The sequence below is a fragment of the Mesorhizobium sp. NPDC059054 genome (assembly GCF_042739215.1).
GTDB lineage: Bacteria > Pseudomonadota > Alphaproteobacteria > Rhizobiales > Rhizobiaceae > Mesorhizobium.
This window is the reverse complement of record NZ_JBHYHV010000002.1, coordinates 924,036-944,790: the sequence shown is the minus strand read 5'-3', so window position 1 is coordinate 944,790 and position 20,755 is coordinate 924,036. Positions and strand designations below refer to the sequence as shown.

The window sequence follows — 20,755 nt, the reverse complement described above, 5'->3', positions numbered from 1 at the left end:
ATCCTTGTCATCGCGATGCAGTCCGCCTGTTTCATCGAAAGGTGCCTCATTCCATTTGAAAGCAATCGCTTCGTCTGACGAGCGAGACGGCTCGAGACGATGGATAACGGCAGCACCTCACCACCACCTGTCCGCCACCTTACGGATCAGTAAGCTTGGCCCCTCTCAAGTCAGGAGCGTCACCGTTCCTGATCGGTCGGGCGGATCAGGATCTCGTTGACGTTGACACGCGGCGGTTGCGTGACCGCATAAAGCACGGCTGCGGCGATATCCTCGGACTGCAGCGGCTCCGTTGCAGCCCTGCGCTGCTCGAGATTGGCCTTCATGGCGGGGTTCGTGATGTGGTCACCGAGTTCGGTTTCGACCATGCCCGGCTCGATCACCGTCACCCGCACCTTGTCGGCATAGACTTCCCGGCGCAGCGCCTCCGAAAAGGCGACGACGCCGAACTTGGTTGCCGCATAACCCGCGGCCCCGGGATTGGCGATGCGGCCAGCCACCGACGACACGTTGACGATATGGCCCTTGCTTTCCTTCAGATGCGGCAATGCCGTCCGGGTCAATTCCATCAGCGCGACCAGATTGACTTCGATCATCTGCCGCCAGTCTTCGGCACGAGCCTGGGACACCGGCGATAGCAGCATGACGCCTGCATTGTTGACGATGATGTCCAGCCGTTTGCCATATGCCAGCACATCGTTGATCAACCCCTGCGCGCTGTCCGGACGCGCAATGTCCGCCTCGATGGCAAAGACCTTGCCACCGGCCTTCTCGATCCGTTCGGAAAGCGCTTTCAGGCGATCGGCCCGGCGGGCGACGATCGCCACATCGGCACCTGCCGCGGCAAGCGCCAGAGCCGTGGCTTCGCCGATACCGGAGGAAGCGCCGGTGACCAAAGCCACCCTGCCCGCGAGCGGGCGCGCGGAAACCGTAGTCGTCATATCCTGTTCTCCCGGAAAGGATGATGCCCCCGCATCTCCTTTCCATGTAGGGCACAGCCTCGGCCCTGACAGGGCGGACGCTCAGCTTTTCCAGCGCCGTGACAGCGCGTTGGTGAACATCACGCCGCCATCGTTGCCGGTCGCTTCCCCGAGTACCACGTCCATGCCATCACTGGTGATGCGGGCCAGTGCGAAGCCGCCCAAATAAGCCGCCTTCGGTTTGACGACATCGAGCCCGTCCCGACGGTAGATCATCGGCGTCTCGTGCTGGTGGCCATGGAAGACGGCGACGATGTTGTAGCCCGTGAGCACCGCCAACAGGGCCTCCCGTTGCGCTGCGCTCCACCAATGCGGTGCGCCGGCGCCTTCATCGTCGAAGGTGGATTTCTGCGGGTCCCAGCGCTCAACTGAAAAACTGTCCCAACCGTAATGCTGGAACAGCACGACGGGTCGGCCATCCGCGGCTTTCGCCGCCAGGTTGCGCTGCAGCCAAGGCAGACTGCTTTCAGCGCCATGGATCGTATCGCCGGCGAAGCGATGCAACTGCACGAGATGCAGCCCGCCCCAATCCCAGGAATAACAATCGGACGCGACATCGTAGTCGGCGACCGGCACCGGGGGCTTGAAGAAGACGCCAGGGCGATGATTGACCTCGACATAGTCGCGCAGTTCGCGCCGATACCAATCCGCGTGTGGCGGCGGACCATTCTGGTCAAGATCGTGATTGCCGAGACCGACATAGACGGGCACGTGCACGCGATCCGGCCCGACCCCTTGCTGGTAGCGCTGGCTGAACTGGAGAAGCTGGGTACCTTCGCTGGGTTGTGTGACCTGGCCGCCACCATCATCGGTCATATCACCGCCCACTACGATGCCGAGCGATGTGCCGATCTGATTGCCGGCCGAACGCAAACCGGTGGCGACGCCGTCTATTGCGGACGGCCAAAGCTTGTCGCCAATGCTATTCAGCGCCGCGATCTGACGCAGCAGCGCCGCGTCGGTCTTGCCCTCTTGCAGGCAATTCGGGCTCAGACCGCTCGCCATGCGGCAGGCATGGACGTCGGCGATGAACAGGAAGGTTGCGTCGAGTGGCGGTATCCCTGCAGCCGATTGGCCGAAGGCAAAGCTGGGCGCGATCACGCCGGCGGTCGCTGCTCCCATACCGGCAAGCAAGCGGCGCCGCGAGATCGAGGACGAAAGCTGAACGGCCATGGCGACCTCAATTCAACACGCCGCCTGCGCTCTCGTCCAGTTCTTTCGCACAGAGCCGCAACAAGCTGGAATCCTGCGCAGTTTTGGCCATTGACATGGCTCCCGAATAAAGCGCTACGACGCTTGCCGCGAACCGCTCCGGGTCAGTGTCGGCCTCGCCACCGGCTTGCTGGTCGGCTCTCACCTTGTCGGCGATAGCACTCCGCCACTCCTTGAAAATGCTGGCGAGACTGATCCGGAAATCCGGGTCGGCCAACGACAGCTCATGCGCCAGGTTGTTGAGCGGGCAGCCGCGCACGAAACCTTGTCGCTCCAACCTGTCCGCGACGGTAGCGAAAACCTGCCTGACGCCCGCGCGTACAGAAGCAGAACTTCGCAGGGGCTCGACCCAGGTGCGGCGCACAACTTCGGCGACACGCTCTTCGATAACCGCAAGCGCAAGCGCCTTCTTTGTTGGGAAATGATGGTGCAACGCGCCACCGGTGACGGCAGCCGCAGCCATCACATCGCCCAGGCTGGTAGCGTGGAAGCCGCGTGCCTGGAAAGATTCCTCGGCCTTGTCGAGCACACGCCGGCGCATGCCTTCCGGATCATTGGTGCGTTTCTGGCGGTCAGACGGCATGAGGTTCCATCCTTTCAAATGGTCGGCATGCTGCAGGCAGCCATTCCCTAAAGATGTCAGCAGACGATCACTGCTACAGAACTATCACGTTGACAAAACAGGACAACCGGTTTGTTTATGAACAGGACAATCACCCTGTTTTGGAGACGCGTCGTGACGGTTCTCGATACCACCCTGCCCGCACCGATCTCGGTCGAAGATGTTCCAGTCGTCGAGTTGCGCCGCTACGCGCTGGTACCTGGCCAGCGCGAGACGTTGATCGAACTGTTCGACCGCGAGTTCGTCGAGACGCAGGAAGCCGCCGACATCAGGATGATCGGACAGTTCCGCGATCTCGGCAGGCCCGACACATTCGTGTGGCTGCGCGGCTTCGCGTCGATGGACGCACGGCGACAGGCACTGGGCTCGTTTTACGACGGGCCGGTCTGGGCACGTCATAGGGACCAGGCCAACGCAACGATGGTATCGTCCGACGACGTCCTCTTGCTGAGACCGGCCTGGCCAGGATCCGGCTTCGATCTGACTGACGCAACACGGCCCGTCGCTGCCAGGCCGGCTGCCAACGACACCGGGCCGGCAAATCCCGCGTCTGAGCGTCTGTTGGCCTCCATCAGCATCGAGATCCACCATCTTGAACCCGATGCAGGGCCCGATTTCGCTTCATCCTACAGAGCACTGGCCGTTCCCGCGCTGAGGGAGGCCTCCGCCTGCCTTCTTGGCGCCTATCTCACAGAGCCCGCCGAAAACACGTTCCCGCATCTGCCCGTGCGCGAGAACGAAAACGTCTTTGTCTCGGTGATCGGTCTGAACAGGAGGCCAGACAGACGAGACAGCACGTCGACCGTGCCGGACCCGTCCAGCCTGCCCGGAAGCGGACGTTTCGTCTTCGCGAGAACCATTGAAACGCTGTGGCTGTCGCCGACTTCACGCTCGCTGCTGCGCTAGCGCAACCGGCCTCATACCCTTCAACCGATTTGGTTCGCGGGGCTACGCAATCTCCGCTTGAAGCGTTTTGTGCAACGCGATAGGCCCTTGCCACCGCATCAGATTGGAGTGAGGCCGTGAGCGCTGAGAAGACCAGAACCGAAACCGATACGTTCGGCCCGATCGAGGTGGCCAGCGATCGTTACTGGGGTGCGCAGGCACAGCGTTCGCTCGGCAATTTCAAGATAGGCTGGGAAAAGCAGCCGCTTTCGGTGGTGCGGGCGCTCGGCATCGTCAAACGCGCGGCGGCTGAAGCCAACATGGAACTGGGCCGCCTCGACCCCGCGCTTGGCAAGACCATCATTGAAGCTGCGCAGGAAGTGATCGACGGCAAGCTCAACGACCATTTCCCGCTTGTCGTCTGGCAGACAGGCTCGGGCACGCAGTCCAATATGAACGCCAATGAGGTGATCTCCAACCGGGCTATCGAACTGCTCGGCGGCGTCATGGGTTCCAAAAAGCCTGTGCATCCGAACGACCACGTCAATATGAGCCAGTCGTCCAACGACACGTATCCGACGGCCATGCATATAGCTTGCGCCGAGCGCATCGTGCACGATCTTCTGCCGGCCCTGAAGCATCTGCATACCGCACTCGAGGCCAAGGCGAAGGCTTTTGACCACATCGTCAAGATCGGCCGCACACATACGCAGGACGCTACGCCGCTGACACTCGGCCAGGAGTTCGGCGGCTATGCCGCGCAGGTCGCCTCGTCCATCAAGCGCATCGAACTGACGCTGCCCGGCCTGCAGGAACTGGCGCAGGGCGGTACCGCCGTCGGCACCGGCCTCAACGCTCCGGTCGGTTTCGCCGAGAAAGTCGCGGTCAACATCGCCAAGATCACCGGCATCGCCTTCACTTCGGCCCCGAACAAGTTCGAGGCACTTGCCGCGCATGATTCCATGGTGTTCTCGCACGGGGCCATCAATGCAACGGCTGCGGCTCTGTTCAAGATCGCCAACGACATCCGTTTCCTCGGCTCAGGTCCGCGCTCGGGTCTCGGCGAGCTATCGCTGCCGGAAAATGAACCGGGTTCCTCGATCATGCCGGGTAAGGTCAACCCGACGCAGTGCGAGGCGCTGACCCAGGTCTGCGTGCAGGTGTTCGGCAACAACGCGGCACTCACTTTCGCCGGTAGCCAGGGCCATTTCGAACTCAACGTCTACAATCCGCTGATGGCCTACAATTTCCTGCAGTCGGTGCAGTTGCTCTCCGACGCGGCGGTCTCGTTCACCGACAATTGCGTGGTCGGCATCGAAGCCCGGGAGGAGAACATCAAGGCAGCGCTCGAACGCTCGCTGATGCTGGTCACCGCACTGGCGCCGACGATCGGCTATGACAATGCCGCCAAGATCGCCAAGACCGCACACAAGAACGGCACGACGCTGCGCGAAGAGGCCGTCGGCGGCGGTTATGTCACCGATGCCGACTTCGACCGTCTGGTCAAGCCGGAGGACATGACGCATCCCGGGTGATACCGGTTAACGTGACAAACCTGTGAACGATGTGTTGCCGGACAGCCGACTTCAGTGAACGCTGAAGTTGCAGTAATTTGGTGGTATTGTGCTCCTTGGGGAGCGCTTGCCATTGGAGGGTACATTGTCCATCAACTCATCCGCCGGTTCCGGTGTTACCTCGAATGCGTCCGGCGTCATTCTCGCCAGCCGCATTCTCCTGTCGATCCTTTTCATCCTTGCCGGATACGGCAAACTGACCGACCTCGCCGGCACCGCTGGCTTCTTCGGCAGCCTTGGCCTGCCGGCTCCATCGGTTACCGCAGTCGTCGTCGGCCTGATTGAACTCCTCGGCGGCCTGGCCGTGCTGGTCGGTTTCAAAACCCGCATCGCCGCAATCATCCTTGCCATCTTCGTTCTTGGCGCAACAGCAGCCGCACATCTCGATTTCTCGCAGCCGCTCAATCCGTTGATGCTGCAGAAGAACCTCGCCATCACCGGCGGCTTCCTGCTGCTCGCCCTGATCGGCGCCGGCGCCTATTCCATCGACGGCCGTCGCGGCTAATTCGATCTGAAAGCAGGAGCAATTCCAGGAAAAGCGTGTAGCGGTTTTCCGTCCGAAATTGCGTAAAACAAAGAGTTAGAGCGTTTCCGTGTTTCCGAGAAAACCGGAAATTCTCTCGAATCAGAAGGCGCGGATGAATTCCGCGCCTTTTTTCGTTGTCGATGTCCCCGGGTTCGAAACCGATGTAGGCTGCATCGGCGGGATTTCGGAAGGAGGCACGCCATGCCGGCCAATCTTCTGCTTCTTCTATCCCGACTGTTGCTGGCGGCTCTGTTCGTACCTGCCGGCATTCAGACACTTGGCGATATCGGTGGCGCGACCGGCTACTTCGCCGGTCTTGGCCTGCCCTCGCCCCAGCTTGCCGCATGGGGTGTCGGCCTGTTCGAGCTGATAGCCGGATTTGCCGTCCTGATCGGCTTCCAGATGCGTATCGCGGCAGGCTTGCTCGCCGCCTTTTGCCTGATCGCCGGCTATATTGGCCATTACGGCCAGGGCGAAGACCCGACGCTCGCCTTCCTGCACACACAGATGCTGATGAAGGATATCGCCATAGCAGGCGGCTTCCTGGCGCTCGCCGTTGCCGGCGCCGGCGCCTATTCGATCGACGGCTGGAGCCGCCAGGCCCTTACTTGGCGCTGATGCTCGGGCCGCCATCCACCGCCAGGAAGAGGCGGCGATTGGTGATCTTGGCAAGCTGCGCCAAACGCCCGGCCGGACGTTCTCCATAAAGGCCGGCAAGATCGGCCGGGATGACCAGTGCGAGCGCGCCGTTGCCACGGCTTTCCCATCGCAGGCGCGGCATCACACCGGGCATCGAAGCGGTAAGCAGGTAAACCACACGCATCATGCCGGCCAGGATGCGGGCCCGTTCCAGATAGCGCGGCGTCGCCAGCGCCTTGATCTCCGGCGCGATGTTCTCGTTGAACACACCGTCGTGGCGATAGGCATTGGCCAGCGCCAGGAACGCGCGGCCGGGATGATCGACGCCGATGAAGGATGCGTGCGCAATGATGTTGAGCGATTGACGGCCACGATATTCGGGATGCGCCCGCCAGCCAATATCGGCAAGCAGGCAGGCCGCCCTGCGATAGCGGGCTTCGTCGACGGTCTCGTCGATGCCGAACGCCTCGAACGATTTGCCGGTCCAGTCGACCAGCTCGTGTGCATGGGTGACCGAGCGCGAGCGCAGCCGGGCCAGTTCCTCGGCCGCCGAGATCAGCGGATCGGCCTTGCGCTCGACCTCGTCGAGCAGTGAGTAGAGATAGCCTTCGCGCACGCCGATTGCCGAGACCACGATCTTCGACGGCTGCATCGCACCAAGTATCTCTTGCAGCACAACGGCGCCGTAGGGCAGCAGCGAACGGCGATTCTTCGAGACGCCCTCGATGCCCTTGACCTTTTCAACGTCTCCCTTGGCGACCTGCTTGAGAAAGGCAAGCGCGCTTTCCACGCCGATCTCATAGTGGTGCATGACGCCGAGCGGGTAGTTGTTCATTTCCATATGGAGACGCGCCAGGTTTCGCCACGTGCCGCCAACGGCATAGAAGACCCTGCCCTGGCCACCTTTGAGCAACTTGGCCTTGGCCAGTTGCGTCCTGGCGATACGTGTCGCCTGCGCGAGCGAATTCTTGGCCATGTCCTGCAACCGCAAGCCACCAAGCGGCAAGGTGATGCCGTCGCCGATCACTTCGCCGTTGACGTCGATGAGTTCCAGGCTACCGCCGCCAAGGTCGCCCGCAATACCATCGGCGGGATGGAAGCCGGAAATGACGCCAAGCGCTGAATAATATGCTTCCTGGCGGCCGCTCAACACATGGATTTCGGTGCCAAGGACCTGTTCGGCGCGATGGATGAAGTCCGGACCGTTGACGGCCTCGCGCGCGGCGGCCGTGGCGAGAACGTATATACGTTCGGCTCCGGCCTGTTCGGACAGGGCTCGAAAACGGCGGAACTCCTCCATGGAGCGAGTGACAGCCTCGGGGTCCAGCTTGCCCGTGGAGACGATGCCACGGCCGAGACCAGCCAGCATCTTTTCGTTGAACAGAACTGTCGGCGAACGCGCCAACCCCTCATAGATAACGAGACGGATCGAGTTCGAGCCGATATCGATGATCGACAGCGGGCGGCGGTCCTGCAGCCTCCCCTGGGAAGCGGCCATCATCAGCCGGCCATGTCCTTCTTGCGGCGCTTGAACTGCGCGATGCGTTTCGGCGCATGCGATTTCAAGGCATCGCCCCGTCCCGACAGGCTCGGATTGGTCATGAAATATTCCTGTGCGTTGAACGGTTCCTCGCCCTCATCGGGCACAAGGCGCCGCGAGGTACCATCGGCCAATACTTCGAAACTTTGCTGGTTGTCCATGATGTTGCCCAGCATGATCTGGCCAAGTATCTGTTCATGCACAGTTGGATTGGTGATCGGCACCATGCATTCGACGCGGCGGTCGAGATTGCGCGGCATCAGATCGGCCGACGAGATGTAGACGATGGCTTCGTCCGACGGCAGCCCATGTCCGTTGCCGAAGCAGTAAATGCGACTGTGCTCGAGGAAGCGGCCGACGATCGACTTCACCCGGATATTCTCGGACAGCCCGGGAACCTGGGGTCTCAGACAACAAATGCCACGCACGACGAGATCGATTTCGACGCCGGCACGGCTGGCGTCGTACAGCGCATCGATGATGGTCGGATCGACCAGCGAGTTCATCTTCATCCAGATGCGAGCGGGCCTGCCGTTTTGCGCATGCTCGATTTCTTCCTTGATGTGATCGAGGATGCGGCTGCGCAGTGTGTAGGGAGATAAAGCGAGACGCATCTCGCCGGTCGGCTCGGCATAGCCGGTGATGAAGTTGAATATCTGTGCCACGTCGCGCGCGATTCGGGCATCCGTCGTGAAGAAGGACAGGTCCGTATAGATGCGTGCCGTGATCGGGTGGTAATTGCCGGTGCCGAGATGCACGTAATTGCGCAGCCGCCCGTCCTCGCGCCGCACCACCAACGACATCTTGGCGTGTGTCTTCAGCTCCAGGAAACCGAATACGACCTGCACGCCGGCACGCTCGAGGTCGCGCGCCCAGCGGATGTTGGCTTCCTCGTCGAATCGAGCCTTCAATTCGACCAGTGCGGTCACCGACTTGCCAGCTTCGGCGGCATCAGCCAGCGCACGCACGATCGGGCTGTCGTTGGAGGTGCGATAGAGCGTTTGCTTGATCGCGACGACCTCCGGATCGGCTGCCGCCTGGCGCAGGAACTGTACCACGACGTCGAAGGATTCATACGGGTGATGGACGACGATGTCCTTTTCCCGGATCGCCGCGAAGCAATCGCCGCCATGCTCGCGGATACGTTCCGGAAAGCGCGGATTGTACGGCACGAACTTCAGGTCGTCGCGCGCAATCGAGACGATCTCGGAGATCTGGCTAAGCGCCAGCGGCCCGGTCAGGACGCTGATGCGGCTCGATGAGACGCCGAGTTCACCGGCGACGAACTCGCGCAATTCCTCGGGCATCGAATTGTCGAACTCGATGCGGATCACCGAACCGCGGCGACGGCGTTTCAGCGCGGTCTCAAACAGCCGCACGAGGTCCTCGGACTCTTCTTCCACCTCGATATCGCTGTCGCGAATGATACGGAATGTACCGGAGCCGGTGACCTCATAGCCCGGGAAGAGCTTGCCGATATAGAGGCCCACCACCGCCTCCAGCGGAACAAAACGCACATGCCCCTTGCGGTCCGGCAGGCGGATATAGCGTTTCAGGGCCTGCGGCAGGCGCAGCAGCGCGCTCATCGTCTCGCCGTTCTTGCGATGCCGGAGCTCCAGCGCGATCGAAAAGCCAAGGTTGGGGATGAACGGGAACGGATGCGCCGGGTCGATCGACAGAGGGGTCAGTACCGGGAAAACCTGTTCCTGGAAATGCTCTTCCAGCCAGGCGCGCTCGTCCTTGGTCAGCGCATCGCCGGCGACCGTCTCGATGCCTTCCTTGTTGAGCAGGATCATCAACGCCGACAGGCTCTTCTGCTGATCCTCCTGCAGGCGCTCCACCTCGCGGAGCAACTGTTCGAGCTGCTGTTCCGGCGTGCGCCCGTCGGGGCTTTTCAGAACGATGCCTTCGCGCACCTGGCCCGCAAGGCCAGCGACGCGCACCATGAAGAACTCGTCGAGATTGGCGGCCGAAATCGACAGGAAGCGGACACGCTCGAGCAGCGGATGGTTCGCGTTGAGCGATTCCTCCAGCACACGGCGGTTGAACTGCAGCCAGGAGAATTCGCGATTGACAAAGCGATCGGGATTGCCGCCCTCGACGCTTGCCGTTCCGACATTGATGAAGTCGGCCTGGACCGGCTTGAGCTCGTTCATGTCCGCCTTTCTCTCCAGCGAGTCACGCCGGTTAACCGGCTCAATTTATCCTGTGACAGGGTTTTGCGACAGTTTCATTTCATCGAACTTGCAAAGAACACGGATATGCTTCAAACGCATGTCGTATGCGTTGAAGGAGACGATGATGGCCGGCGGTTCCATTCCCCATTTCCAGAACGATGCGGGCCACCCGGCGATCGAGATCGGCGTGCGCGAATTCATGTGCGTCGGCGCCAATCCACCCTTCGATCATCCGCATGTCTTCCTCGATCTCGGCAGCGACGACGAGAAGGTCTGCCCCTATTGCTCGACCCTCTATCGCTATTCAGCCAAGCTGAAGGCGACCGAAACGGTACCGGCCGGCTGCCTCTACGTCGACCGCGCCGCCTGATCTTTCTTATCGCCCGACCATGACAATGGATGCGCGATCCCGCCCGGTGGTGATCGCGGGCGGCGGTATTGCAGGGTTGACAGCCGCGCTCGCCTTTGCGCAACGCGGCCTTGCAGTCGAGATTTATGAACAGGCTGCCCAGTTCGAGACCGTGGGGGCCGGCATCCAACTTTCCCCAAACGCGACCTGCATTCTGGCAGATCTCGGCGTGCTGGAACGGCTGTTGTCGATGGCGGTCCGGCCCGAAGCCGTTGTGCTGAAGGATGCAGCCAGCTTGAAGGAACGCGCGCGTGTACCGCTCGGTGCGTTTGCCGAACAGCGCTGGCAGGCGCCTTATCTCACCGCCCATCGCGCTGACGTACAGGCGGCATTGGTTGCGCAAGTGACTGCAACAGCAGGCATCCGCCTGGTCACCGGCGCGCGCCTCAAGGATATCGGCATCGGAAGGGGTAACGCAGTCGGCAGCTTCGAACACGATGGTACGGAGACCCAGCCAGCCAGTTCGCTTCTGATCGGTGCGGACGGTGTCTGGTCGAAGGTAAGGGAACTGCCCGGCCTTGCCGGCAAGAGCCATTTCACGGGTGAGCTCGCCTGGCGCGTCACCGTTGCGGCGGATAGCACGGCGGGCAGGACTTTTGCCTCCATCGGTGCTGCGGGCTGTGTGACCGCCTTCCTGCATTCCGGTTTTCACCTGATCGCCTATCCGGTCAGCGCAGGTGCGGCCATCAACCTCGTCGCCTTCACGAAGGGTGAGCGCATCGCCGAAGGCTGGTCGGGCCACGCCGATCCGGCAATTCTGACCAGAGCACTCAAGGGCGCTGCCCCTGCCCTGGCGAAGCTGATTGCGGAAGCAGGAACCTGGCTGGCCTGGCCTCTGCATGTCGTCGACCGGAAACCGGCATGGACATTGCCACAAGGTGTCGCGCTGATTGGCGATGCCGCACACGCCATGACACCTTTTGCCGCGCAGGGTGCAGGCATGGCGATCGAAGACGCCGCTGCACTCGCCGCCTGTGTTGCCGAAACGCCGATCAATCTCACCCAAGCGCTGACGAACTGGGAAAAACAGCGCAAGCCGAGGGTGGCCAAAGTCGCGCGGCGCGGCGCCCTCAACCACCTCGCCTGGCATGCGACTGGTCCCGTTGCACTGGCACGCAACCTCGTTCTGGCGCTGCGTCCATCGCAGCGCCTCGCCGCCGATCTCGACTGGCTTTACGGTTGGCGGATGCCGAGCGCCGGCTCCAAACCCTTGACCTGACGGCATTCCACCTATTGCCGCGCCGGCTGGGGCTCATCGCGATTGTAGAGTTGCATCGACAGGCTCAGCGACCAGGGCAACGGATTCCACCAACCTGTTCTGAGACCAGCCACCCGCAGGGCCCTGGCCGTCCATGTATTGCAGCCGACCAGTGCGTTGAAGGCACCCTCGGCTTCGTAAAAACCATCACTGATGGAATAGCCGGCACCCGGAATGAATTTCGGTCGATCCGCATCGCGCGTGAAGCTGGCGGCGATGAAATCGAGCAGCGCGGCAAACCGCGCTTCGCTGACGTCGTAGCCGGCGACGGCGGGATGTGGTTCAGGGATCGGTCCAGCCACATCGACATGCATCGCTGCGGCATCCACGGTCAGCGCCTTGAATACCGGTGCAGGCCTCAGTTGTGACCATGTCGGCGTTTCAAGATAGAAGGCCCGGCCGCCCCAGCCGAAGATGAGGTAGCGCACCCCTTCCCCATTTGCTGCGATGCCATCTTCCGCCAGGAAACGAAACCTTTCCAGAACCGCGGCATCGACCGGAATGGCGATGTCCGTGTGGATCGGGTTGCTGATTACATAGATTCGGCGCGTGCCCGAGCCTTCATCTCCAGACCAAAGTGGTCGCGGAATGAGCGTGCCTAGCGCTGCGATGACAGCGATCAGAGCCAGGATACGGAGAGCGAAGCGGAAAATCCCTCTCATCTCGGCATCTCCTCGAAGCCATTGGCATGGAAGGCCTTTATCCACCACGCAAAAGGCCCCGCCTTGCGACGGGGCCTTGCGCAGACAATCGCAACGCGATCAGTGCAGGATCTGGCTGAGGAAGAGCTTGGTGCGCTCGTGGCGCGGGTGGTCGAAGAACTCGACCGGCGTGTTCTCTTCCACGATCTGGCCCTGATCCATGAAGATGACGCGGTTGGCGACCTTGCGGGCGAAGCCCATCTCGTGGGTCACGCACAGCATCGTCATGCCTTCTTCGGCAAGACCCACCATCGTCTCCAGAACTTCCTTGATCATTTCCGGATCCAGCGCAGACGTCGGCTCATCGAACAGCATGATGCGCGGGTTCATGCACAGCGAACGCGCGATCGCCACCCGCTGCTGCTGACCACCCGACAGCTGGCCTGGATATTTGTGTGCCTGCTCGGGGATCTTGACGCGCTTCAGGAAGTGCATGGCGGCCTCTTCCGCCTGCTTCTTCGGGATCTTGCGCACCCAGATCGGCGCCAGCGTGCAGTTCTCCAGGATGGTCAGGTGCGGGAACAGGTTGAAGTGCTGGAACACCATGCCGACCTCGCGGCGCACCTCGTCGATCTTCTTCAGGTCGTTGGTCAGTTCCTTGCCGTCGACGATGATCTTGCCCTTCTGGTGCTCCTCCAGCCGGTTGATGCAGCGGATCATGGTCGACTTGCCGGAGCCCGAAGGACCGCAGATGACGATGCGCTCGCCGCGCATCACCTTCAGGTTGATGTCCTTCAGCACATGGAATTCGCCGTACCACTTGTGCATGCCGACGATTTCGATCGCCACGTCGGTATCCGAGATATGCATCTTCTTGGTGTTGACGCTGAGATCTTCCGCGCTGACTGCATTTTCTGTGGCCATAAGCCGATTTCCCCTTGGTTGATTCTAGCACGACCGGCTTGCGGTCAGCGCTTGTAACCGGTGTCTAGCCGGCGTTCCATGAACATAGAATAGCGAGACATGCCGAAGCAGAACAGCCAGAATACCACCGCCGCGAAAATAAGTCCCGACGCCGGTGTTTGCGGCGATGCCCAGGAAGCGTCGGAGAAATTCTGGCGCACGATCGCCAGCAGGTCGAACATCGAGATGATGTAGACGAGGCTGGTGTCCTTGAACATGCCGATGAAGGTGTTGACGATGCCCGGGATGACCAGTTTCAGCGCCTGCGGCAGCACGATGAAATACATCTTCTGCCAATAGCTCAGTCCCAGGGAATCGGCCCCCTCGTACTGCCCCTTCGGGATAGCCTGAAGACCGCCGCGCACCACTTCCGCCATGTAGGCTGCGGCAAACAGCGAGACGCCGATCAACGCGCGCAGGAATTTGTCGAAGGTAACGCCCGCCGGCAGGAACAGCGGCAGCATCACGCTCGCCATGAACAGCACCGTGATCAGCGGAATGCCGCGTATCGTCTCGATGAAGACGATGCAGATCATCTTCACCACCGGCATCTTCGAACGCCGGCCAAGTGCCAAGAGGATGCCAAGCGGAAGGGAAACGACGATGCCCACGAAAGACAGCGTCAGCGTCACCAGCAGGCCACCCCACAGCGGCGTCTCGACATGCGGCAGGCCGAATACACCCCCCACAAGCAGGACGAAGGCCACGATCGGCAGCACCAGGAAGAACAGCACCGCATTGAGCCCCTTGTGTGGAACCCGCGGGATCAGGAGCGGCGCAAGCAGTGCCACGAAAAGGATACCGACGAGGATGGGCCGCCAGCGTTCCTCCAGCGGATAGCGCCCGAGCATGAACTGGCCGAACTTGGCATTGACGAAGGCCCAGCAGGCGCCGGACCAGCCGTCAGGCTGGGTGCCTCCCTGCGCTACGGTAGCGCAGACCGTGCGGTCTGGACCCGTCCACTGCGCCTGGATGAAGGCCCAGTCGATGATCGGTGGCAGGATCATGGCGACCAGCACCAGCCCGACGAGAGTCAGGATGGTATCGCCAACCGAGGCAAAAAGGTTCTTGCGGACCCAGGCAACCAGCCCCCGCTCGCCGGGAGGCGCAGGCATCGGCTGCGCCAACTCTGTGCGGACCCAGGAAAGATCAGTCTGTGCCATGACCTTACCTCTCCACCAGCGCCATCTTGGCGTTGACCACATTCATGATGGCCGACGTCAACAGGCTGAGACCGAGATAGACCGCCATCATGATCAACACGGGTTCAATCGCCTGACCGGTCTGGTTCAGCACCGTTCCAGCGATGGCTGTGAGATCCGGATAGCCGATCGCGATGGCCAGCGAAGAATTCTTGGTCAGGTTGAGATACTGGCTGGTCAGCGGCGGGATGACGATGCGCATCGCCTGCGGAACGACGACAAGCCGAAGGATCGGCCCAGATCGCAACCCGAGCGCTCCTGCAGCCTCGGTTTGCCCCCTGCTCACCCCGCGAACGCCGGCGCGTACGATCTCTGCGATGAAAGCGGCGGTATAGAAGGAAAGCGCCAGATAAAGCGACAGGAACTCCGGTTTGACCTGGAAGCCACCGGTCAGGTTGAAGGTCGATTTCTTTGGCAGATCGAACGAAAGCGGAAAACCGCTGGCGACATAGGCGAGCAATGGCAGCCCGACGATCAGCGCCACCGATGTCCAGAACACGGGGAATTGCTGGCCGGTTGCCATCTGCCGCTGGCGTGCCTTGCGTGCGACGAACCACGACATGGCGATGCCGAGCAGGAAAGCGAGCAGGATCAACCATGCACCCTCGCCCCAAACAGCGCGCGGGAAATAGAAACCCCGGCTGTTCACATAGGAGCCGAATGGCAATTCGATACTGTCGCGCGGCAACGGCAGCACCGACAGCACACCGAAATACCAGAAAAAGATGACCAGCAACGGCGGGATGTTACGGAACACCTCGACATAGACCGTGCAGATCTTGCGGATCAGCCAGTTGTTGGAAAGCCGGCCGATACCGACCATGAAACCGATGATGGTTGCCGTGACGATGCCAGCAAGGGCTACGATCGCCGTATTGATCAGGCCGACGAGGATCGCACGGCCATAGGTACTATCCGACGAATAGGCGATGGCGCTGTCGGCGATATCGAAACCGGCGCGTCCCTTGAGGAAGGCGAAACCGGACGCGATGCGCAAACGTTGGAGATTGTCGATGGTGTTGCCGACGATCCACCAGATGAACAGTATCAACGCCAGGGCGGCGACGACCTGGATGAAGATGCTGCGGACTCTCGGGTCATTGATCAAGGAGCCGCGAGTGGGCTCCTCGCGAAGAACTTCCTGCGATGCCATGGGTCAATCCCCTGAATGAGAAACAGGGAGGCGGCAACGCCACCTCCCTGACGGTATTCTCGATCAGCGGATCGGCGGAGCGTATTGCAGGCCGCCCTTCGTCCAGAGCCCATTGAGGCCCCGCGCGATCTTGAGCGGGCTGCCGGCACCGACATTGCGCTCGAACATCTCGCCGTAATTGCCGACGGACTTGACGATGTTGACGACCCAGTCGTTGGAGACGCCAAGATCGGTACCGAGTTTGGTGTCGGCTTCCTGACCGAGCACGCGCTTCACTTCAGGACCACCAGAAGCCTTCAGCTCGTCGACATTGGCCTGGGTGATGCCGAGCTCTTCCGCCTGCAGCAGGGCAAAATAGGTCCACTTCACGATGTGATACCACTGGTCGTCACCCTGGCGCACGGCCGGGCCGAGCGGCTCCTTGGAGATGATCTCCGGGAGCACGACATGGTCGCCCGGCGCCGACAGCGTCAAGCGGATGCCATAAAGGCCCGACTGGTCGGTCGTGTAGGCGTCGCAACGTCCGGAATCATAGGCCGCGTTGGCTTCTTCGACCTTCTCGAAGACGACTGGATTGTACTCCATCTTGTTCGCCTTGAAGTAGTCGGCAAGGTTGAGCTCGGTGGTCGTGCCCGATTGCACGCAGACCGCCGCACCCGAAAGCTGTAGCGCGGAATTGACGCCCGGTAGCTTCTTGGCGTTCACCATGAAGCCCTGGCCGTCATAATAGGTGACGCCCGCGAAGTTCAGGCCGAGCGCGGTGTCGCGATTGATCGTCCAGGTTGTGTTGCGCGACAGAAGATCGATTTCGCCCGACTGCAACGCGGTGAAACGCTCCTTGGCCGACAGCGGCGTGAACTTGACCTTGGTGCCGTCACCGAAGACGGCGGCTGCAACCGCGCGGCAGAAATCGGCGTCCAAACCTTTCCATTCGCCCTTGTCGTCCGGCGACGAGAAGCCCGAGAGACCGGTGTTGACGCCGCACTGGATAAATCCCTTGGCCTTGACCGCCTCCAAGGTGCTTGCGGCCGAAGCAGCGGACGCCATCAGACCCATCGTCGCCGCCGCCAGAATGCCGATTGCAATGTGTTTCATAACCCTCAGACCCTTTTTCGGTTGTTTGGGCGCATTGCCCGATTTTTTGTGCGAACCCCATCAGCCATTCCGGCCCACTTCCGGAACGCGGCTCCCTAGCCGACGCACAAGCTGCTCCCGTTCACGAAGAACATCGAAGGCGATAATTCCCGTGAGGTCAAGGAAAATGACCGAGCCGTGGCAGCCATCAAGCAAATAATATCGACGCTCGAACAAACGTGCCTCCGCTGCTGTCGCAGTGTTCGGCAGATTGACGAAATTCAACCCCAAATTGCTCAAAAACAACGCAAGGACGCTCGGGCTGGTCCACCTGAAGCATGACGCTGGCAATCACCCGGCGGTTGCGCCTCCGCCCCGCCCGCTCTATCCCTTCGCAACCTCAGCAGGCAGCAGGATCATGGCAAAAAACAACGGTAATTGGGGCATCAACACGCGGCTCGCCCATGGCGGCAACGACCCGCGCGATTTCTTCGGCTTCGTCAACCCGCCGGTGGTGCACGCTTCCACTGTGCTCTATCCCGACGCAGCCACCATGACCACGCGCGGCCAGAAATACACTTATGGCACGCACGGAACGCCCACGTCTGACGCGCTGGCTGCCGCCATCGACGAACTCGAGGGTTCCGCCGGCACCATCATCGTGCCGTCTGGTCTGGCGGCGGTGACGGTGCCGCTGCTCGCATTCGCCTCGGCCGGCGACCATATCCTGGTGGTCGACAGCATCTACCGGCCGACCCGCCACTTCTGCGACACCATGCTGAAGCGCATGGGTGTCGATGTGGAATACTACGAGCCACGCATCGGTGCTGGCATCAAGGCCCTGTTCCGGCCGAATACGAGGATCGTGTTCACCGAATCGCCTGCCTCGAATACCTATGAAGTCCAGGACATACCGGCGATCTCGAAGGAAGCGCATGCCATCGGCGCGATGGTCATGATGGACAACACCTGGGCGACGCCGCTGTATTTGCGTCCCCTCGACCACGGCGTCGATATCTCCATCCACGCCGCCACCAAATATCCTGGCGGCCATTCGGACGTGCTGTTGGGAACCGTTTCGGCCAACGAGGCATGCTGGCCGAAATTGCTCGGCGGCTTCGATGCGCTGGGCTGCTGCGCCGGTCCCAACGATGTCTATCAGGTCCTGCGGGGCCTGCGCACGATGGGTGTGCGGCTTGAGCACCATGGCAAGAACGCATTGGAGATCGCTCGCTGGCTGGAAACGGAGGCGGGCGTGGCGCGCGTGCTCCACCCTGCCCTGGAAAGCCACCCGGACCACGCCTTGTGGAAGCGGGATTTCTCGGGCGCCAGCGGCGTCTTCTCCGTCGTGCTGGCCGGTGGTGGCCAGAAGCAGGCACATGCCTTCCTGGATGCGCTGAAGATCTTTGGCCTCGGCTATTCCTGGGGCGGCTATGAAAGCCTTGCCGTGCCGGTCTTCCTCGACGACCGCACCATCGCCAAGGGGCCTTACGAAGGCCCACTGATCCGCTTGCAGATCGGGCTCGAGGACCTCGAGGACTTGAAGACCGATCTGTCAGCCGGTCTCGCAGCCGCGCGGGCGGCCTGACGCCATTCTGCCAAGCCGCCGCGCCCACGATCTGGATTTTCGCGCTGCAGCTCAGTCAGCCGATCGGTTGGGCAGGTTGCCCGCATTCCTGAGCGCGGCAACCAACAGGCTGGTATGGCCAAGGATATCGGTCTGTGCCTGTGCCGGCAGGGACAGGCCGTTCCAGCTCTCCAGTGGCTCGATGAAGCTCGCCAGCGCACCGTTGACCCTGCAGCTATCCATCGACTGGCCATCCTTGCTCAGCGCCAGGATGCCGATATCGCCGCCATACCGAATACCGGCGATACGCTGGAAACGGTAGTCGCCCTCGACCCGGACGTCGAAAGCCAACCGCCCTGCCGTGCGCGCCGCGATATCCGTCACCTTCTCCGAAAAACTGGTCGGCAGCGTGCTGGCGGTCCGCACCGCCATTTCGAACAGGACTGTATCCAACTCTGCCGCCATAATGCGCCCACTGTGCTGCGGGCGTGGAAACAGGCAATTGGGCCACGCGCGTTTTGCACAGCGTAACAGCACTCTAAATTAGAACAATGTAAAATTTTCAGCTGGTTAGGATGGTGAGCCGGGAGGGGATCGAACCCTCGACCACATGATTAAAAGTCACGTGCTCTACCGCTGAGCTACCGGCCCATCCTGGCGTTCTGGCCCGGAACATCGCCCGGCATCGCCGACCGCGTTTCCGAATGTCGGTCCGCCTGAAAAGTGGGCGGAACATAGGGAGAGTGCTCCCACCGGTCAACCGGAAAAAAGCCGATTTCCAAGCCGTTGCAAACAACAGGCTTTTCGCCGGCGACTGCAGAGGCCACCATGCGCGAAATTACGCCGTTAGCGTCCGCTTCACGGCATCGTGCCAGCCTTTCAGCTTGGCCGTGCGGATCTTTGCTTCCATTTCGGGTTTGAAACGGCGGTCAAGCGACCACGCCTTCGCGAAATCCCTCATCTTCGGCCATACCCCTGCCCTGGAGCCGGCCAGCCAGGCAGCACCGAGCGCCGTGGTCTCCAGGATGGCCGGGCGATCGACCGGTGCATCCAGGATGTCGGCGAGCCGCTGCATGGTCCATGCGGATGCCACCATGCCGCCGTCTACCCGCAGCACCGTCTTGCCGTTGCCGGTCTTCCAGTCCTTTTTCATCGCGTCGAGCAGGTCGCGCGTCTGGAAGGCGACTGATTCCAGTGCCGCGCGTGCGAACTCCGCCGGGCCAGAGTTGCGCGTCAGCCCGTAGATAGCGCCACGCGCGTCGGCATCCCAATGCGGCGCGCCGAGTCCAACAAAAGCCGGCACCAGATAGACATTCTGCGCATCGTCGGCGTGCGCGGCCAGTTCGCCGCTGTGTTCGGCCTTGCCGATCACCTTGATGCCGTCGCGCAGCCATTGCACGGCAGCGCCTGCGACGAAGATCGAACCCTCGAGCGCGTAGGTCGTCTTGCCGTTCAGGCGATAGGCAATCGTCGTCAGCAGCCGATTCTTCGAGCGTACGATGTCGGTGCCGGTATTCAGCAGGGCAAAGCAGCCGGTGCCATAAGTGGATTTCATCATGCCGGGCTCGAAACAGGCCTGACCGATGGTGGCAGCCTGCTGATCGCCTGCGACGCCGAGGATCCTGATCTCGGCGCCGAACAGATTTTTCTCCGTCACGCCAAAGTCATCCGCACAATCCTTCACCTGCGGCAGCAGTTGTGCCGGGATGTTCAGGATGCGTAGCAACTCGTCGTCCCACTCGTTCGTGGCGATGTTGTAGACCAGTGTGCGCGAAGCGTTGGTGGCATCAGTTGCGTGTACCTTGCCGCCGGTCAGCCGCCAGATCAGGAAGCTGTCGATGGTCCCTGCCAGAAGTTCACCGCGCTCGGCGCGCTTCCTCGCCCCTTTCACCTTGTCCAGCATCCAGGCGATCTTGGTGCCGGAGAAATAGGGATCGAGCAGCAGGCCGGTCTTCTTGGTGAATTTCGGCTCCAGCCCCTGCTTGCGCAGCTTGACGCAAAGCGGTGCGGTGCGGCGGTCCTGCCAGACGATGGCGTTGTGGATCGGCTTGCCTGTCGCCTTATCCCAAACAACGACCGTCTCGCGCTGATTTGTGATGCCGATCGCGGCAACGTCGGAGGCTTTGCGGTTCGCCTTTTTCAGCGCTGCCTTGACGGTGTGGACGACGCTTGCCCAGATCTCTTCCGGATCATGTTCGACCCAGCCCGACGCCGGAAAGTGCTGGGTGAATTCCTGCTGACCGACGCCGGCAACCTTCATGGCGCCGTCGAACAGGATCGCACGCGAGGATGTCGTGCCCTGGTCGATCGCTAACACGAAACCTGTCATCTCT

General features: G+C 61.5%; 19 protein-coding genes and 1 tRNA gene. 7 read left to right on the top strand and 13 right to left on the bottom strand.

Going from position 1 to position 20,755, the window contains the following annotated elements; translation table 11 throughout:
* Positions 1 to 179 precede the first annotated feature (179 nt).
* From ACFWXH_RS12275 to ACFWXH_RS12265, 3 genes are all read right to left on the bottom strand, one after another.
* Positions 180 to 941 carry an SDR family NAD(P)-dependent oxidoreductase gene (locus ACFWXH_RS12275; RefSeq protein WP_379120488.1) on the bottom strand — a complete coding sequence of 254 codons (762 nt, stop codon included), beginning with the start codon at positions 939 to 941 and terminating at the stop codon, positions 180 to 182.
* Positions 942 to 1,022: 81 nt separating this feature from the next.
* Positions 1,023 to 2,153 (bottom strand): metallophosphoesterase, encoded by a 1,131-nt coding sequence (locus ACFWXH_RS12270; RefSeq protein ID WP_379120486.1) that lies wholly within the window; start codon positions 2,151 to 2,153, stop codon positions 1,023 to 1,025.
* A gap of 7 nt (positions 2,154 to 2,160) precedes the next feature.
* Positions 2,161 to 2,775, bottom strand: a complete 615-nt coding sequence (locus ACFWXH_RS12265; RefSeq protein WP_379120484.1) for a TetR/AcrR family transcriptional regulator — start codon at positions 2,773 to 2,775, stop codon at positions 2,161 to 2,163.
* Between the two features lie 153 nt (positions 2,776 to 2,928).
* Here ACFWXH_RS12265 and ACFWXH_RS12260 point away from each other — a divergent pair, with 153 nt between their 5' ends.
* From ACFWXH_RS12260 to ACFWXH_RS12245, 4 genes are all read left to right on the top strand, one after another.
* Positions 2,929 to 3,720, top strand: coding sequence for an NIPSNAP family protein (locus tag ACFWXH_RS12260; protein ID WP_379120482.1), 792 nt, complete (start codon positions 2,929 to 2,931; stop codon positions 3,718 to 3,720).
* A gap of 116 nt (positions 3,721 to 3,836) precedes the next feature.
* A complete protein-coding gene (gene fumC, locus ACFWXH_RS12255; RefSeq protein WP_379120480.1) occupies positions 3,837 to 5,234 on the top strand; it encodes a class II fumarate hydratase in 1,398 nt (465 codons plus the stop codon).
* Positions 5,235 to 5,358: 124 nt separating this feature from the next.
* Complete coding sequence (locus tag ACFWXH_RS12250; protein WP_379120478.1) at positions 5,359 to 5,778, top strand: DoxX family protein; 420 nt, start codon at positions 5,359 to 5,361, stop codon at positions 5,776 to 5,778.
* 222 nt (positions 5,779 to 6,000) lie between these two features.
* A complete protein-coding gene (locus ACFWXH_RS12245) occupies positions 6,001 to 6,417 on the top strand; it encodes a DoxX family protein (RefSeq protein ID WP_379120476.1) in 417 nt (138 codons plus the stop codon).
* Here ACFWXH_RS12245 and ppx read toward each other — a convergent pair.
* Positions 6,404 to 7,939, bottom strand: coding sequence for an exopolyphosphatase (ppx, locus tag ACFWXH_RS12240; protein ID WP_379120474.1), 1,536 nt, complete (start codon positions 7,937 to 7,939; stop codon positions 6,404 to 6,406). The genes ACFWXH_RS12245 and ppx overlap by 14 nt on opposite strands.
* Positions 7,939 to 10,134 carry an RNA degradosome polyphosphate kinase gene (locus ACFWXH_RS12235; protein WP_379120472.1) on the bottom strand — a complete coding sequence of 732 codons (2,196 nt, stop codon included), beginning with the start codon at positions 10,132 to 10,134 and terminating at the stop codon, positions 7,939 to 7,941. The genes ppx and ACFWXH_RS12235 overlap by 1 nt, the downstream gene beginning before the upstream one ends.
* Before the next feature lie 145 nt (positions 10,135 to 10,279).
* Here ACFWXH_RS12235 and ACFWXH_RS12230 point away from each other — a divergent pair, with 145 nt between their 5' ends.
* A complete protein-coding gene (locus ACFWXH_RS12230; RefSeq protein ID WP_054311070.1) occupies positions 10,280 to 10,525 on the top strand; it encodes a zinc-finger domain-containing protein in 246 nt (81 codons plus the stop codon).
* Between the two features lie 25 nt (positions 10,526 to 10,550).
* A complete protein-coding gene (locus tag ACFWXH_RS12225) occupies positions 10,551 to 11,783 on the top strand; it encodes an FAD-dependent monooxygenase (RefSeq protein ID WP_379120470.1) in 1,233 nt (410 codons plus the stop codon).
* Between the two features lie 11 nt (positions 11,784 to 11,794).
* Here the strand turns inward: ACFWXH_RS12225 and ACFWXH_RS12220 are convergent, their stop codons facing one another.
* The 5 genes from ACFWXH_RS12220 to ACFWXH_RS12200 form a co-directional block, all read right to left on the bottom strand.
* Complete coding sequence (locus ACFWXH_RS12220; RefSeq protein WP_379120468.1) at positions 11,795 to 12,484, bottom strand: TIGR02117 family protein; 690 nt, start codon at positions 12,482 to 12,484, stop codon at positions 11,795 to 11,797.
* A gap of 99 nt (positions 12,485 to 12,583) precedes the next feature.
* Positions 12,584 to 13,387 (bottom strand): amino acid ABC transporter ATP-binding protein, encoded by an 804-nt coding sequence (locus ACFWXH_RS12215; RefSeq protein ID WP_054311073.1) that lies wholly within the window; start codon positions 13,385 to 13,387, stop codon positions 12,584 to 12,586.
* A gap of 44 nt (positions 13,388 to 13,431) precedes the next feature.
* Entirely contained in the window at positions 13,432 to 14,589 is a 1,158-nt protein-coding gene (locus tag ACFWXH_RS12210) for an amino acid ABC transporter permease (protein ID WP_379120465.1), read from the bottom strand.
* Between the two features lie 4 nt (positions 14,590 to 14,593).
* Entirely contained in the window at positions 14,594 to 15,781 is a 1,188-nt protein-coding gene (locus tag ACFWXH_RS12205; protein WP_054311075.1) for an amino acid ABC transporter permease, read from the bottom strand.
* A 63-nt stretch (positions 15,782 to 15,844) separates the two neighbouring features.
* The gene (locus tag ACFWXH_RS12200) at positions 15,845 to 16,876 is read right to left on the bottom strand and encodes an amino acid ABC transporter substrate-binding protein (RefSeq protein WP_054311076.1); all 1,032 of its coding nucleotides are present in this window, start codon (positions 16,874 to 16,876) and stop codon (positions 15,845 to 15,847) included.
* A gap of 397 nt (positions 16,877 to 17,273) precedes the next feature.
* Here ACFWXH_RS12200 and ACFWXH_RS12195 point away from each other — a divergent pair, with 397 nt between their 5' ends.
* Positions 17,274 to 18,443 carry a cystathionine beta-lyase gene (locus tag ACFWXH_RS12195; RefSeq protein WP_379120463.1) on the top strand — a complete coding sequence of 390 codons (1,170 nt, stop codon included), beginning with the start codon at positions 17,274 to 17,276 and terminating at the stop codon, positions 18,441 to 18,443.
* A 51-nt stretch (positions 18,444 to 18,494) separates the two neighbouring features.
* Here ACFWXH_RS12195 and ACFWXH_RS12190 read toward each other — a convergent pair whose 3' ends face one another.
* The 3 genes from ACFWXH_RS12190 to glpK form a co-directional block, all read right to left on the bottom strand.
* Positions 18,495 to 18,875 (bottom strand): hypothetical protein, encoded by a 381-nt coding sequence (locus ACFWXH_RS12190; protein WP_379120460.1) that lies wholly within the window; start codon positions 18,873 to 18,875, stop codon positions 18,495 to 18,497.
* 123 nt (positions 18,876 to 18,998) lie between these two features.
* Positions 18,999 to 19,073, bottom strand: a tRNA-Lys gene (locus ACFWXH_RS12185).
* A gap of 187 nt (positions 19,074 to 19,260) precedes the next feature.
* Positions 19,261 to 20,751: a glycerol kinase GlpK gene (glpK, locus tag ACFWXH_RS12180; RefSeq protein ID WP_379120458.1), complete on the bottom strand. Its 1,491-nt coding sequence runs from the start codon at positions 20,749 to 20,751 to the stop codon at positions 19,261 to 19,263.
* Positions 20,752 to 20,755 lie beyond the last annotated feature (4 nt).